General features: G+C 70.8%; 14 protein-coding genes and 2 pseudogenes. 5 read left to right on the forward strand and 11 right to left on the reverse strand.

The features are described 5' to 3' along the window. Positions 1-81: 81 nt before the first annotated feature. The 8 genes and pseudogenes from JIX55_RS27555 to JIX55_RS27590 form a co-directional block, all read right to left on the reverse strand. Positions 82-657, reverse strand: coding sequence for a hypothetical protein (locus tag JIX55_RS27555; RefSeq protein ID WP_257565949.1), 576 nt, complete (start codon positions 655-657; stop codon positions 82-84). A 213-nt stretch (positions 658-870) separates the two neighbouring features. Continuing rightward, positions 871-2520: pseudogene (locus tag JIX55_RS27560) on the reverse strand (FAD-dependent oxidoreductase); the annotation flags it as partial. Positions 2521-2840: 320 nt separating this feature from the next. After that, the gene (locus JIX55_RS27565; RefSeq protein WP_257565950.1) at positions 2841-4133 is read right to left on the reverse strand and encodes a sugar ABC transporter permease; all 1293 of its coding nucleotides are present in this window, start codon (positions 4131-4133) and stop codon (positions 2841-2843) included. Further along, positions 4124-4900: an ATP-binding cassette domain-containing protein gene (locus JIX55_RS27570; protein ID WP_257565951.1), complete on the reverse strand. Its 777-nt coding sequence runs from the start codon at positions 4898-4900 to the stop codon at positions 4124-4126. The genes JIX55_RS27565 and JIX55_RS27570 overlap by 10 nt, the downstream gene beginning before the upstream one ends. A 39-nt stretch (positions 4901-4939) precedes the next feature. After that, on the reverse strand, positions 4940-6052 hold the full coding sequence (locus JIX55_RS27575) for a sugar ABC transporter substrate-binding protein (protein WP_257565952.1): 1113 nt from the start codon (positions 6050-6052) through the stop codon (positions 4940-4942). A gap of 10 nt (positions 6053-6062) precedes the next feature. Beyond that, the gene (locus JIX55_RS27580; RefSeq protein WP_257565953.1) at positions 6063-6374 is read right to left on the reverse strand and encodes a hypothetical protein; all 312 of its coding nucleotides are present in this window, start codon (positions 6372-6374) and stop codon (positions 6063-6065) included. 55 nt (positions 6375-6429) lie between these two features. Continuing rightward, on the reverse strand, positions 6430-7347 hold the full coding sequence (locus JIX55_RS27585; RefSeq protein WP_257565954.1) for a peptidoglycan-binding protein: 918 nt from the start codon (positions 7345-7347) through the stop codon (positions 6430-6432). Between the two features lie 143 nt (positions 7348-7490). Further along, a complete protein-coding gene (locus tag JIX55_RS27590) occupies positions 7491-7646 on the reverse strand; it encodes a hypothetical protein (RefSeq protein WP_257565955.1) in 156 nt (51 codons plus the stop codon). A gap of 113 nt (positions 7647-7759) precedes the next feature. Between JIX55_RS27590 and JIX55_RS27595 the strand changes: the two genes are divergently transcribed. From JIX55_RS27595 to JIX55_RS27615, 5 genes and pseudogenes are all read left to right on the forward strand, one after another. After that, entirely contained in the window at positions 7760-8461 is a 702-nt protein-coding gene (locus JIX55_RS27595; protein WP_257565956.1) for an RNA polymerase sigma factor, read from the forward strand. Continuing rightward, a complete protein-coding gene (locus JIX55_RS27600) occupies positions 8458-9561 on the forward strand; it encodes a CU044_5270 family protein (RefSeq protein WP_257565957.1) in 1104 nt (367 codons plus the stop codon). The genes JIX55_RS27595 and JIX55_RS27600 overlap by 4 nt, the downstream gene beginning before the upstream one ends. 345 nt (positions 9562-9906) lie before the next feature. After that, a pseudogene (locus JIX55_RS27605) lies at positions 9907-10398 on the forward strand (glycoside hydrolase family 32 protein); the annotation flags it as partial. Then, entirely contained in the window at positions 10372-10968 is a 597-nt protein-coding gene (locus tag JIX55_RS27610; RefSeq protein WP_257569502.1) for a GH32 C-terminal domain-containing protein, read from the forward strand. The pseudogene JIX55_RS27605 and the gene JIX55_RS27610, both read left to right, overlap by 27 nt. Before the next feature lie 155 nt (positions 10969-11123). Continuing rightward, the gene (locus JIX55_RS27615) at positions 11124-11900 is read left to right on the forward strand and encodes an Fpg/Nei family DNA glycosylase (protein WP_257565958.1); all 777 of its coding nucleotides are present in this window, start codon (positions 11124-11126) and stop codon (positions 11898-11900) included. 158 nt (positions 11901-12058) lie between these two features. On the opposite strand, the gene JIX55_RS27620 is transcribed toward JIX55_RS27615, so the two are convergent. From JIX55_RS27620 to JIX55_RS27630, 3 genes are all read right to left on the reverse strand, one after another. After that, positions 12059-12412: a helix-turn-helix domain-containing protein gene (locus JIX55_RS27620; protein ID WP_257565959.1), complete on the reverse strand. Its 354-nt coding sequence runs from the start codon at positions 12410-12412 to the stop codon at positions 12059-12061. 676 nt (positions 12413-13088) lie between these two features. After that, positions 13089-13400 (reverse strand): SCO5918 family protein, encoded by a 312-nt coding sequence (locus JIX55_RS27625; protein ID WP_257565960.1) that lies wholly within the window; start codon positions 13398-13400, stop codon positions 13089-13091. 48 nt (positions 13401-13448) lie between these two features. Beyond that, on the reverse strand, positions 13449-13751 hold the full coding sequence (locus tag JIX55_RS27630) for a hypothetical protein (RefSeq protein WP_257565961.1): 303 nt from the start codon (positions 13749-13751) through the stop codon (positions 13449-13451). Positions 13752-13753: the final 2 nt, after the last annotated feature.

Genomic DNA, 13753 nt, shown 5'->3' on the forward strand with positions numbered 1-13753 from the left:
GGAAGGGGGAACCGGCTCCGGCCGGCGGCCGCCACACGACGAGCGCGTGGCGGCCGCGACGGCTATCGCGTCCGGCATGGGTCAGACCACGCTTCCGGCCGACTTCCTGCGGCGTGCCGCGTACAGCCCGCTCGCGGCGACCGCCAGCACGGCCAGCCCGCCCGCGGTCACGGCCGGCGAGGCCAACGCGCCACCCCCGGTGTGCACACCGCCGCTGGGCTTCTCGTGCTTGCCGCTCCAGGAGTTCTCGTCGTGCTTCTCACCGCCGGCGCTCTCCTCCTGCTTGCCGCTCCAGGAGTTCTCGCCCTTCGTGCTGTCCTTGGAGGTCCCCGAGTCCTGCTTGCTCCATTCGTCCTCGGTCACCGTGGTCAGCGCGCCACCGCCGGTGTGCACGCCACCGTGCGGCTTGCCGTGGCCGTGCTCCTTGCCGTGCTCCTTCTCCTTGCCGTACCCCGTCTCCTTACCGTGCTCCTTCTCCTTGCCGTACCCCGTCTCCTTGCCGTGCTCCTTCCCCGTGTCCTGTCCCTTGTCGTGCTCCTTGCTGTGGGAGGGGGCCGTGTGGTCCCCGTCGTTCTCGACCGCGTAGGCGACGGGTGCGCCGAGGGCGAGGACGGCCGAGGCCGCCGCAGTGGCCATGAGCATGCGAGCAGAGCGCATCTGACGTTCCTTCCGTCGGCGGGCAGGGCAGCTGGCGCTTCATCAGCTGGGATGACCCGCCCCCGACGTGATCCACCGTCAGCCAGCCGTCGCCCCGCCACCACTCAAGACGATCACTCGGGTGAACCCGCACGGGGAGCGAGGGCACGACGGCATGGAGCAGCCGGCCGACCCCGGGTGTCGCGGGGCCGGCCGGCTGTGTGTGATCGGGGGTCAGTTCGCTGCCAGCAGCGTGGTCAGGACATCGCGCAGTGCCGACTCGGCGTCCGGCACCGGCCCCGAGGACCGCCAGGCCACGAACCCGTCGGGTCGGACGAGTACGGCGCCTCCACGCGTCGTCCCGTGGGCGGCCGACCAGTCCGCGTCGCCCTCGGGCGTCAGCTCGGCGTCGGGCCCGTCGCCCACCCGGTACGAGGTCAGCGGGACGGCCATCGCTTCGGCGAGGCGGAGGGCGGCCTCGTGCCAGCCGCCCGGTTCGGCGGCGTCGCTGAGCAGGACGAGTGAGCGTTCGTAGAGGTCGAGGGTGGAGATACGTTCCCCTCGGTGCCGTACCGCCAAGTGGGGTGCCCTGCTGCCGGGTTCGCCGGACAGGTCGAGGCGTTCCGGCACGACCGGGGTCTCGGGGTCGGTGCCGATGACGGCGCCCTGCGGATAGCGGTAGCCGAGGGCCACGTTGAGGATGCCGCGCTGCGGGCCACCGCCACCGCCACCGCCGCCGCCCGCGCCGGGCGGCGGGGCGAAGCCGGGGTGGCTGTGCTCGACCGACCGGGCGGCGGCGCGGGCGCTGGTCGCCTCCGCCACCGGGCGGCGCTCGGCGTCGTAGGTGTCCAGCAGGCCGTCCCCGGCCCAGCCGCCGAGCACCGCGGCCAGCTTCCAGGCGAGGTTGTGCGCGTCCTGGATACCGGTGTTGGAGCCGAACGCCCCGGTGGGGGACATCTCGTGGGCCGAGTCGCCGGCCAGGAAGACACGTCCCGCCCGGTAGCTGCGGGCGACCCGCTGGGCGGCGTGCCAGGGAGCCTTGCCGGTGACCTGGATGTCGAGGTCGGCGACCCCGACCGCGCGGCGGATGTGCTCGACGCACCGCTCGTCGGTGAACTCCTCCAGGTCTTCGCCGTGTTCGGGGTGCCAGGGAGCGTGGAAGACCCAGTTCTCCCGGTTGTCCACGGGCAGCAGCGCGCCGTCGGCGTCCGGGTTCGTCAGGTAGCAGACGATGAAGCGGCGGTCGCCCACGACAGCCGCGAGGCCTCGGGAGCGGAAGGTGATGCTGACGTTGTGGAACAGGTCGCCCGGACCGCTCTGGCCGATGCCGAGCTGCTCGCGGACGGGGCTGCGGGGGCCGTCGGCGGCCACGAGGTAGTCCGCGTGGATGGTGGTGTGCTCGCCCGTCTCCCGGCTCTTGACCACCGCGGTGACGCCGGAGGAATCGCTGTCGAACGACAGCAGTTCGGTGCCGTACCGCAGATCGCCGCCCATCCGCTCGGCGTGCTCGAACAGCACCGGCTCCAGGTCGTTCTGACTGCACAGGCACCACGAACTGGGGCTGAACCGGGCCAGTCCGCCGCCCGCGTCGATCTCCTTGAAGAGCCACTCACCCGCGTCGCCGACCAGGGTGGGGGCCTGGAGGATCCCGTGGTTGTCGGCCAGCGTGGCGGCGGCCCGCCGGATCCCCGGCTCGACGCCGGCCGTCCGGAACAGCTCCATCGTGCGGACGTTGTTGCCGCGGCCGCGCGGGTGGATGGAGGTGCCGGTGTGCCGCTCCACCAGCATGTGCCGCACCCCCAGCCGCCCCAGGAACACCGAGGTCGACAGACCGACGAGGGACCCCCCGACGACGAGAACCGGAACCTGATGGGTCGTGGGGCCGGTTCGATCGGCTCGACCGGCTTCACCGACTTGATCGTCTTGACCGGCTCGACGGTCTTGACCGACTCGATCGGCTCGACCGTCTTGATCGACTCGATCGGTTCGATCGGCTCTCTGATGCATCTCTCGCCTCCAGCGCGTGGGTGTCGGTGTCCGTCGTGCCCGCCGACTCGGCCGGATCCGGCCGGGGCTTCATCCATGCCCCTCACCAGGGACGCGGGCCCAGGCTTCACCCGCTTAACCCGACCGGTTCCCCGAGTCGGCGGGCACGTCTGTGAGCGCTCGTGTACTCGGGTGGAGCTGAGCTCCGTGACGGAAGGTCAGGCCCGCCCCCGTGACTCCGCGGCGCGGCGCGCCAGCGCGTCGAAGACCACCGCGATGAGCAGCACGCCGCCGGTGATCATGAACTGGACGGCGGGCTGGACTCCCAGGAGCGCCATGCCCGAGGCGATGGACTGGATGATGAGCACGCCCAGCAGGGCGGACCAGGTCGAGCCGCGGCCGCCGAAGAGGCTGGTGCCGCCGATGACGGCGGCGGCGATGGCGTTGATCAGCAGCATGCCGGAGCCCGGGACCTGGGTCGCCGAGGTGAGCCGCGACGCGACGAACAGGCCGCCGACCGCGGCCAGGGTTCCCGACACCAGGAACACCGAGATCCGTACGCGGGACACATCGACGCCGGCCCGCCGGGCCGCCTCCACACCGCCGCCCAGTGCGAGGACCTGCCGACCGTAGGCCGTGCGGCGCAGCAGGAGGTCCGAGGCGACGATGACCCCGAGGAAGATCAGGAGCGCCAGCGGCATGCCCTCGAACCGGCCCAGCACCCAGACCGTGGCGAACGCGACCACCGCGAGGAGGGCCGTACGCGCCCAGATCTCGCCCATCGGCCGGTACGGCATCCCGGCGGCGCCGCGGCGCCTGCGGTCGTGGGAGGAGACGAGGAGGTACGCGGCCGTGCCGAGCGCCGCCAGGCCGTAGGTGACGGCGGCGGTGCCGAAGTGGCGGCTGGTCAGCTCGGCGACCAGCCCGTCCTGGCTGAAGCCGATGGAGCTCTCCGGCCCCAGCAGATAGAGCATCAGGCCGTTCCAGGCCAGCAGGCCGGCGAGGGTGACGACGAACGCGGGTACGCCGATCTTGGTGAAGACGAACCCGTGGGCGGCCCCGGCGGTCGCGCCGCAGACCACCGCGATGAACACGGCGAGCCCCTCCGGCACCCCGTGGTTCACGTTCAGCGCCGCGAACAGCGCACCCGACAGACCGGCCAGCGAGCCCACCGACAGGTCGATCTCGCCGATCAGCAGCACGAAGACCACGCCGACGGCGACCATGCCGGTCCCGACGATCTCCACACTGAGGACGGACAGATTCCGCGGCGAGAGGAAGTTCTCGTTGAGGCTCTGGAAGACGATCCAGGTCACGGCGAGAGCGAGCAGGGCCGGGACCGGGCCGAGGTCACCTTCGTGCAGTCTGCGGCGCGCCGCGTCCGCGTACGCCCTGGGGCGTCCGGTGTACCACCGGTGCCGGTGGGGCCGTCGGCCGGCGTCGGGTGCGTTATCGGTGGCGCGCGCCCGGCTTCCCCTCCCCCTCCCCCTCCACTTCCATCTCACGGCCATGCCTCCTCAGGGCTGGTCGGGCGTTGGTTGGCGGTGTTGTCCACCGCGCCGGTGATGGAGGAGATGATCTGTTCCTGGGACGTGGTGTTCACGTCGAAGACGCCGTTGTTGCGGCCGAGGCGCAGGACGGCGACCTTGTCGGCGACGGCCTTGATGTCACCCATGTTGTGGCTGATGAGGAGCACCCCGGCGCCCCGGTCGCGCAGCTCCTCGATGAGATCGAGGAGCTGATTGGTCTGTTCGAGGCCCAGGGAGGCGGTGGGCTCGTCGAGCAGGAGCAGCCGGGGCGCGCTGAGGAACGAGCGGGTGATCGCGACGACCTGCCGCTGGCCGCCGGACAGGGTGCCGAGCGGCACCCGTACGTCGGGGATGCGGATGGACAGGGTGCGCAGCAGCTCGCGGGTCCGGCGCTCCATCTCCACCTCGTCGAGGATGCCGAACCGGTGGATCTCCCGGCCGAGGAAGAGATTGGCGACGACATCGAGGTTGCCGCACATCGCGAGGTCCTGGTAGACGGCCGCGATCCCGAGGAGCTGGGCGTCCTGGGGGCGCTTGATGTGGACGGGGTCGCCCTCCCACTCGATGACGCCCTTGTCGGCGGGACCGACCCCCGAGATCACCTTGATCAGGGTGGACTTTCCGGCGGCGTTGTCGCCCACCAGGGCGACCACCTCCCCGGCCCTGATCTCCAGTTCCACGTCCACCAGCGCCTGGATGGCGGCGAAGCGTTTGGAGACGCCGCGCAACGCCAGCAGCGGCTGCACCACGGCGCCACCTCCTTCCCCCTGCGAGGCTTCGAGGAGAACTCATCCGGTGAGTCCGGCCTTGTCACAGGCGGACCGGAACTTCGCGGTGCAGATCTGGTCGACGGTGTACATACCGTCTTTCACCAGGGTGTCCTCGATGTTGCCCGCCGTCACCGAGACCGACGGGAGCAGGACCGCCGGGATGTCCTCGGTGGTGGGGCTGTCGACGGTGCCGGTGGCGATGGAGTCGACCGTCTCGCCGCGCCCCAGGGCGACGGCCATCTCGGCGGCGGCGTCGGCCGCGGGCTTGTAGGGCTTGTAAATGGTCATGTACTGGTCGCCTTGGAGGATGCGCTGGACGGCCGCGAGGTCGGCGTCCTGGCCGGTGACCGGGGGCGGCGGACTGACCGCGCTGGCGCTGAAGGCGGAGACCACGGCGCCGGCGAGGCTGTCGTTGGCGGCCAGGACGCCGTCGATGTCGCCCGCGCCCAGGGCGGCGATGGCGCCGGTCATGTTGACGTAGGCGTTCTCCGGCCGCCATCCGACGGTGTCGTACGACTTGCCGATCTTCACCTTGCCTTCGAGGACGGACAGGGCTCCCCGTTTGAACCAGCCGGCGTTGGGGTCGGTCGTGGCGCCGTTCATCATGACGATCTGGCCGCCGTCCGCCTTGTCGCCCATGGCCTCCAGGAGGGCCTCGGCCTGAAGTCTGCCGACGATCTCCCCGTCGAAGGTGACGTAACCGGAAATGGGGCCCTGTGCGAGCCGGTCGTAGGCGACGACCGGGATGTCGGCCCGGTCCGCGGCCTCGACCGACGAGCGCAGCGCCTTGGGGTCGACGGCGGCGACGATCAGGACGTCCACACCTTTGGTGATCATGGCGTCGAGCTGCTGTCGCTGGACCGCCGGCTCGGCCGTGGCGGCGACGGTCGCCGGCGGGCAGTCCGGGCACAGCTCCTTCAGCTTCTTCTCGATCAAGGGCCGGTCGAACTGCCCGAACCGAGAGGCTCCACCGCCCGGGAGCAGTACCCCGACGGTGAGACTGTCGTCCCCGCTCCCGCCGCCTCCGCCACAAGCCCCGGTCAGGGCCAGGCCGACGGCTACTGCCATCGCCATCGACACACGGGCGAGGGACCTGCGCTTCACGGCCCGAAGGCCGACACCGAGACCCATTTTCGGTTCCTTAGGGAAATTTGCCCAATATTAACCCGCTATAGACGCCTCTCGCCCAGCGTAGCCAAGCGGCCGCCGACGAACAGCGCGCAGGGCTGGCGCCGAGGGGTGTCCGTCCCGCGCTCCTCGTCGTACTGACCTCAACGACGCCGGCGGCAGGGCCACCGCCGAGCCGTTCGCCCTCGACGTCCTGGACGACCCGCTGCACCCGGACTTCCTCGACCGGATCCGGGATGCCGTCGGCCCGGACATCGAGAACAAGGAGGCCGTCCGGGTCGGACAGGGTCGGCGCCCGCGCCTGCTCCCTCTCGTCCGGCGTCATCGACACCCCCCAGGGGGCCCCGCCCGAGCGCCCCGCCGCTCGGCACCTCGTGGCGTCAGGAGAACAGCAGGCGCCAGGTCAGCGGGCCGGGGGTGCCGTCGGCGTCGCCGCGCAGTTCCTTGCGTGACTTCTGGAAGTCCCGCACGTTCAGCCGGTCCGCCTCGCCCCAGGTCCTGCTGGGGCCGACCTTGTAGTGGTCGCCGAAGCCGCGCTTCACCAGCTGCTTGCCGAGCTGCAGGACGTACGCGTTCGAGGCCCCGGCCACGAAGTACTTGCGTCCCGGGAAGGCGGGGACCTTCGGCTTCGTCGGCGTGGTCGCCTCCGGGGTGTCGTCGCCCAGGTCCAGGTCGGCCTTCGCGTACTTGACGATCCGGGCGAAGTCGACCGCGCCGGGGTCGCCGTGGACGTTCTCGGGCACGTGCATGTGCCCGCAGACCCCCTTGAAGTCCGCCCACTGGGCGCCCGTCATCCGCTGGCCGCCGCCGTTCGCGTACGACGTGGGGTACGCGGGCCACGTCTTCGGGCCGGACAGCGGTACGCCGTGCTCCTCGTGCATCCAGGCCAGGAAGTCGGCGACGCCCCGCAGCGCCCAGTCGGGCGCGTCCGGCCAGTAGATGTGCGCCCGGCCCGCGGCCTTCCACTTCGCGTGGGTCTTCGGGTCGCAGGTGCCGACCAGCTCGACCTGGCACACGTTCATGGTGTTCGTCTCGACACCGCCCCGCAGATTGACCAGCGCCCTGGACGAGGTCTCTATGTCGAAGTGCTGGTACCACCTCAACTTCTTGGCGGCGAAGTCGGGGACGGCCGTCAGATTCGGCGCGGACGAGCCGCCGCCGTATCCGGGCAGCGTGGGACCCTCCGTGGTGTGCAGGACGACGACGTCGACCTGCATCGGGTCACCCCCGAAGTCGTCCTGATACCAGTTCGCCCGGCTCGCCACGGGGTACCGCTGGGGTCCAGTCCTGGTGCTCATCACAGACTCCTGATCCTCTTCCGAAGCTGCCTTCGACGGTCGTCGGTCAGCACGGGAAAAGTCTCGAAGAACGGCCCTCCCGGAACATCGGCCCAGAACCCGATCTCCCTACCGCCCCTCTGTAACCAGAGATAGAGGGATGCCTACGCCCGCAGTCGCATCCCGCCGATCTGCTGGAGACGGGCCGGGTCGGCGTCGCCGCAGAGGCGGTGGCCGGCGTGGCCGCGGCCGCCGGCTTCGGTACGGCCGTGCTGCCACGCCCCTCCGCCGCCCCCGCCGACCCCGGACGCCTCGGCCACCGGGCAGTCGTGCCCTCCGTGTGACGATCTCCCTGGCATGCGAGGTCGAGTGTGGCGCAGGTCACGGGAAGTCGGTGCGGGGTGCCGGACAGCTCATTGAGGTGAGCACTCATATGCGTACCCGGATACGGGCCGGGGATCCGAGCGCGTTCGCCGAGCTCTTCGACACGTATGCGCGCGCGGTCTACAACCATGCCTTCCGGCTGGCCGCCGACTGGTCGACGGCCGAGGACGTGATGGCCGCGACCTTCATGGAGGCATGGCGGCTGCGCGACAGGGTCGACCCGGAGGGCGGTTCCTTGCGGCCGTGGCTGCTGGGCATCGCCACCAACACGGCGCGCAACCAGTTCCGGAGCAACCGGCGGTACCGGGCGGCGGCGGAGGCGGCCGCGGCCGCCGAGCTGTCGGTGCCCGACCACGCCGAGGAGGTGGCCGACCGGCTCGACGGCCGGCAGCGCCTCGCGACGGCACTCACCGCGCTCGCGGCGCTGCGCCGGCCGGAGCGCGAGGTCATCGCGCTCTGCCTGGGGGAGGGCCTGGACTACGAGGCCGCGGCGGAGGCGCTCGGCATTCCGGTCGGCACGGTCGCCTCCCGGCTCTCCCGCGCCCGCAAGAAGCTCCGCAAGGTCGCCGATGTCGCCGAGGTCGACTGGCCGGGACTCCAACACCCAAGAGAAACAGGGGAGTTGAGACGTCCGGCTGCGGCAGCCGCACTCGAAAAAAATCTCGGGAAACGGGAAGCCGACCGCCCCGGCCGACAGACAAGAGGCGATCACGCACACGCGATCCGGCCCGCACAGGAAGGAAACCGATGAACGCGAACACGTCCCGGCGGAACGCCGCCGAGCGGGAAGAAGGCGCCCAGCTCTTCGACCGGACGACACGCGACCTGCCACCGGGCCGTCACCAGTTCCACAAGGAGCGCATGATGGCCCAGATTCACGAGACCCAGGCGGAAGAGCGCACGGCGGCGAAGGCGGCGGCCCCGGCGAGGACCCGGCGCTTCCAGCTACCGCGCCCCGCGATCCTCCTGCCCGCGCTGGCCGCCGCCCTCGCCGGCGTGGTCGTCGCCGGGGTGGTCGCCTCGGGCGGCAGCGGCGTCAAGGACGAAGGCGTCGCCACCGGACCGGCCCTGACCACGACCGTCGGCACCGCGACCAGCAAGGGCGTGCCGCAGCTGCTGGACCGGATCGCGCTGGCGGCGGCCGAGGGGGGCCAGCCGGCCGTCGGGCCCGGCCAGTACATCTACATCGAGTCCAGGACGGCGACGACCTTCCTCAAGACCGTCGACGACAAGACCACCCTGGCCAGCGACGAGTTGCACACCCGTCAGGTGTGGGAGTCCCCGGACGGCACCAAGGGCTGGCTGATCGACCCGGCCGTCAACGACAGCCCCGAGGGCGAGACCCTGAGCCTCCCCGACGAGCAGGGCAACACGCCGGAGGCGAACCTGAACGCTCCGTCGTACGACTACCTGGCCGAGCTGACCACCGATCCCGACACCCTGCTGGCCAAGATCTACAAGGAGACCGAGGGGCAGGGCAACACCCCCGACCAGCAGGCGTTCGCCACCATCGGCGACCTCCTCAACGAGAGCTACCCCCCGGCGGAGCTGTACTCGGCACTCTTCAAGACCGCCGCGAAGATCCCCGGTGTCGTCGTGGTCGACGACGCGGTGGACGCGGTGGGCCGGCACGGTGTGGCGGTGGCCCGGCTGGACGAGACCAGCGGTCAGCGCGAGGAATGGATCTTCGACAAGAAGACCCATGTCTTCCTGGGCGAGCGCATCGTCCAGGTGAACGAGAACAGCGGAGAGGACGCCCTGATCAAGCCCGGCACGGTCGTCTACACCAGCGCCATCATCAACCGCGCCATCGTCGACGGCATCAAGCAGACGCCGTCCAAGACCGGCTGACACGTCCACGCACCCGCCGCCGGCCCGGACCTGCTCCGGGCCGGCGCGACACGAGCGCCGGCCCGCCGGATCGCGGAACCGCGGAGGCGGCGGTCGGCAATCGAACCCACGAACGCCGCCGGATCCCGGAACCGCACAGGCGGCGGTCGGCAGTCGGACCCACGAACGCGGAGAGCGGTGACCTGAGGCAGAGGTCACCGCCGGCGGACGGGAACGTTGACGTCGTCGACGTTGACCAGGCGTCCTGCCGGTAGACGGATCTCGAAGTCCATTGCACCCCTTCAAGTGGGGTGTTGCGACGACCACTAGAACTCAAGTTCAGCCGGGGAAGGAGTCACGTACCGGGACCCCTACGTCTGGCGGCAGGACGGCCGCTGGCGGATGCTGGTGGGCTCGGCCCTCGCCGACGGCCGCGGCGCGGCACTGCTGTACGAGTCGGACGACCTGGAGAACTGGGCCCATCGCGGTCCCTTCCACACCAGCGACACCCCGGCCGGAGGCGGCCCGGTCGGCTGGGAGTGCCCCCAGTACGCGACCTTCGGCGACCGAGGCGTCCTGATCATCAGCGACTGGACCCCGCAGGGCGGCCCCAGCCATACGACGGTCCACACCGGCAGGGAGGAAGGCGGCCGTTTCACGGCGACCGCGCCGCCCGTACCGCTGGACCACGGTCCCGACTTCTACGCCCCCGCCCTGCTGAAGGCCCCCGGAGAAGACCGCTGGCTGCTGTGGGGCTGGGCCTGGGAGGCCCGTGACGCCGACTGGGTGAACGACGTCGGCTGGGCAGGCGTCCTCACCCTTCCCCGTGAGGTGACGCTCACCGCCGACGGCACGGTCGTCCAGCGCCCCGCCCGCGAACTGCTCGCCCTGCGCGGCGAACGCGTACTGCACCGCACCGGCCACGTCACCCGGTCGGGGACTGCCGAACTCGGCCAGGTCGGCAGCACCTTCGACCTCACCGCCGTCCTGACGCCCGACACCACGGGCACCGGCGGCCTGCGCCTGGTCACCTCCGCGGACGGCACCGAGTACCTCGACATCACCATCGATCCCACCGCGGGCCGGCTCACCGTCGACCGCAGCCACGCGTCACTGGACGCACGGGCACGGGGAGGCTCGTACGCCGTCCCGTGCCCGGCCGCGGCGACGCCCGGCACCCCCGTCGAACTGCGCGTGATCGTGGACCGCTCGATCGCCGAGACCCATCTCGCCGACGGCCAGGTCCTCACCCTCAGGTTCTATCCGCTCGCCGACGGACCGTGGCGACTGCAGGCCCGCACGACAGGCACCGGCCGCAGCGACTTCACCGTGGAGGCGTGGAACCTGAAACCGGGCGGAGACCGGTCGGGAACCGGTGCTGGCGAGCCGAGGGAAGGACGCGTGACGCCTCTGCCGTACGTGTCCTGAAACACCCCCTGGAAGGCACGCGGCCCCGCCGACACGCTCCGGTGTCCTCCGGCGCTCTCCGCGCTGCACATGACCTGCCCAGGAGACACCATGTTCTGGGGGAGGCCGCGGCCCGGCCGAGCGCGTGGATCTTCGCGTGAGAGAGGACGTACCCGATGCCCGAGCTGCCAGACGTCGAGGGTTTCCGGAAGGTGCTCGAGTCCTGCGCGAAGGGCCGGATCATCCAGCGCGTCGACGTGCGCGACACGGGCGTACTGCATGGGACGAGCACGAGGCGGCTGCGTGACGCGCTGGAAGGCCGGCGTTTCACCGAGCCGGAGCGGCACGGGAAGTGGCTGCTCGCGCGCACCGGCGGTCCCACCCTGATGCTGCACTTCGGCATGACCGGCCGGTTGGTCTGCGGCCATCCCGACGACGCGGTCGAGGCGCACGACCGCGTCCTGTTCACCGTGTCCCGTGACCGTCAGCTCCGCTACCGCGACCAGCGCAAGCTCCGGGGCCTCTGGCTGGCCGACGACGAGTCGGAGGTCGCACGGCTCCTGGAACACCAGGGCCCCGACGCGATGGCGGTGAACCGTGAGGAGTTCGAGGCCGCGCTCGCCGCACGCCGCGGCAGCGTCAAAACGGCCCTCACCGACCAGTCCGTCCTGGCCGGACTCGGCAATCTGCTGGCCGACGAGATCCTGTGGCGGGCGAGGCTGCGTCCCACGAGCCGGGCGAGTGATCTCACCGAGGCCGACTGCCGTCGCCTGTACACGCACATGCGTCGCACCCTGCGCTCCGCGGTCACCGCCGGCTGCGTCCCGCCTCGGGACTCCTGGCTCACCGGTCACCGCGACGACCCCGTCCCCACCTGCCCGCGCTGCGGCAACTCCCTACGGCGGTCCCGAATGGCAGGCCGCGGCACGGTGTGGTGTCCGCAGTGCCAGTGATACGGCCCCTTGGGCCTCCGGGCGGTCCCGCATCGCTGCCCGCGCCGCCACCCGTCGCCGGGACGCTGACACGAGGCGTACGACCCGCTGTCCCGGCGGGCGCTCAGGCTCGATCGGGCGTCCCGCGTGGTCGAGCCGGCCGGCCCGCGCCCATGTGATCAGCTGGAACCGGGAACGGAACCGTCGGACACTTCGTGCCCGGCACGGCGGCGGTACTCGGCGTTGATGCGCTGCGCTTCCTCGAGCTGGTCCTCAAGGATGACGATGCGGCAGGCGGCCTCGATCGGGGTGCCCCTGTCGACGAGCTCGCGGGCGCGCGCCGCGATGCGGAGCTGGTAGCGGGAGTACCGGCGGTGTCCGCCCTCCGAGCGCAGCGGAGTGATCAGCCGAGCATCGCCGATGGCTCGGAGGAAAGCCGGGGTGGTGCCGAGCATCTCGGCGGCCCGCCCCATCGTGTAGGCGGGGTAGTCGTCGTCGTCCAGACGACCACTGAGCGGGGTATCTGCTGTCATGTCACCTCGTTGTACAACGCGTCGAGGGGCCCCGGTGCCGTACGGCACCAGGGCCCCGAAGGAAATTCAACACCATCTGTCGGCCCTCATGCTCTGCCGACCTTCTGTTTTCCGCTACCAGCCCTGCAGCAGGGGGGTGTGCGGGGATCGCGGCTGCGTGACCGGGGACCACCTTCCGTTCCGGGGTCTTGCGGTACCCGGGCCCAGTACTGCTCGGGGCCCGGGCGATCCTGATGGCGTCTGCTCCTCCGTCCTTTCTCTGAACCAACCACTTGGCGAACTCGTACTGCGGTACTGCTGTTGGCGGCCCCTCGACCTGCGGGCCGCCCAGTGCGGCTCCCAGTCCCGTCACCGTCCTGCTGACACCTTGGCTTCGGCACTCCAGAACCACACTGGCCTGCGAACTTTCTGTACTGCACCCCCGGCAGTTCGTGTCTGCCGGGTTTCGCTAGACCGTCTCAACGAGAAAAAGGCTAACCGTGCTGGCGCCCAATGTCTACTCCCGCAAGAGTAGATTTCACCTCTGTGGGGGAACAGATACCTTGTGACCTGCGATGACGGGCGAGTGTGTCCCGTCGGTCCGTGGGGATTCGGACGGCGAGACGACAGTGAGGGCCCTGCCGACGTGTGTCGGCAGGGCCCTCACGGGTTCCTGATGGCGGTTTCCCGCCCGTCCTCATCCGTCCTGGGAGGCGACGCCGAGCAGTGCCGACGCGGTCTGGAGCGGAGTGGGAACAGGCACGGGCGCGGTCCTGAGGTGGTCGTGGCAGGTGAAGCCGAGGCGGGTCATGGCCCGGACGACTTCGCCGCTGGTGAAGTCGCGGCTGTCCTGGCGGGTGACGATCTGGCCTACCTGCTTGACCGGGTAGCGACGGCGGCCGATGGTCACGGACTCACCCGTGATGAGTTCGGGCGAGACCCCCTTCATGGAGGCCAGCACTCCGCTCTTGGTCAGGTCGAACGGGTACCGGGCGATGACACAGCGCATGATGCCCCCACAGGGAGAAGGAGAACGGGCTGATCCGGGCTGGGCAGATCAGCGGGAGAGGGCGAGGACGCCCGGGGCCCGGCCGTGCTCCCCGGCCCCGACGGGCCGGGGGACGGACGAGGTGAAGGGGCCGTCGAGGACGTCCCGTAGCCGGATCCGGTCCGTGTACGTGGAACTGCCGCGGTGAACGGCGAGTTCGGCCCGGGTGATCGAGCCCGTGCACTGGTCGTCCCCGTCGCACAGGAGGAGGTACTCGACGCGAGCACCGGTCATGACGGACAGCGCGACCTCGACGGTCATGTCGTCCCGGACCCGCAGGCCGGACGCGTCCATGCCGTCGACCACGGGCATGG

Origin of the sequence: Streptomyces sp. DSM 40750, assembly GCF_024612035.1 — a bacterium.
GTDB lineage: Bacteria > Actinomycetota > Actinomycetes > Streptomycetales > Streptomycetaceae > Streptomyces.

What these genes read in the sequence shown, in the direction of transcription:
- JIX55_RS27555 (WP_257565949.1), bottom strand. Translation starts at nt 657, where the DNA reads ATGCGCTCTGCTCGCATGCTCATGGCCACTGCGGCGGCCTCGGCCGTC.
- JIX55_RS27565 (WP_257565950.1), bottom strand. Translation starts at nt 4,133, where the DNA reads ATGGCCGTGAGATGGAAGTGGAGGGGGAGGGGGAGGGGAAGCCGGGCG.
- JIX55_RS27575 (WP_257565952.1), bottom strand. Translation starts at nt 6,052, where the DNA reads ATGGGTCTCGGTGTCGGCCTTCGGGCCGTGAAGCGCAGGTCCCTCGCC.
- JIX55_RS27580 (WP_257565953.1), bottom strand. Translation starts at nt 6,374, where the DNA reads ATGACGCCGGACGAGAGGGAGCAGGCGCGGGCGCCGACCCTGTCCGAC.
- JIX55_RS27585 (WP_257565954.1), bottom strand. Translation starts at nt 7,347, where the DNA reads ATGAGCACCAGGACTGGACCCCAGCGGTACCCCGTGGCGAGCCGGGCG.
- JIX55_RS27595 (WP_257565956.1), top strand. Translation starts at nt 7,760, where the DNA reads ATGCGTACCCGGATACGGGCCGGGGATCCGAGCGCGTTCGCCGAGCTC.
- JIX55_RS27600 (WP_257565957.1), top strand. Translation starts at nt 8,458, where the DNA reads ATGAACGCGAACACGTCCCGGCGGAACGCCGCCGAGCGGGAAGAAGGC.
- JIX55_RS27615 (WP_257565958.1), top strand. Translation starts at nt 11,124, where the DNA reads ATGCCCGAGCTGCCAGACGTCGAGGGTTTCCGGAAGGTGCTCGAGTCC.
- JIX55_RS27620 (WP_257565959.1), bottom strand. Translation starts at nt 12,412, where the DNA reads ATGACAGCAGATACCCCGCTCAGTGGTCGTCTGGACGACGACGACTAC.
- JIX55_RS27625 (WP_257565960.1), bottom strand. Translation starts at nt 13,400, where the DNA reads ATGCGCTGTGTCATCGCCCGGTACCCGTTCGACCTGACCAAGAGCGGA.
- JIX55_RS27630 (WP_257565961.1), bottom strand. Translation starts at nt 13,751, where the DNA reads ATGCCCGTGGTCGACGGCATGGACGCGTCCGGCCTGCGGGTCCGGGAC.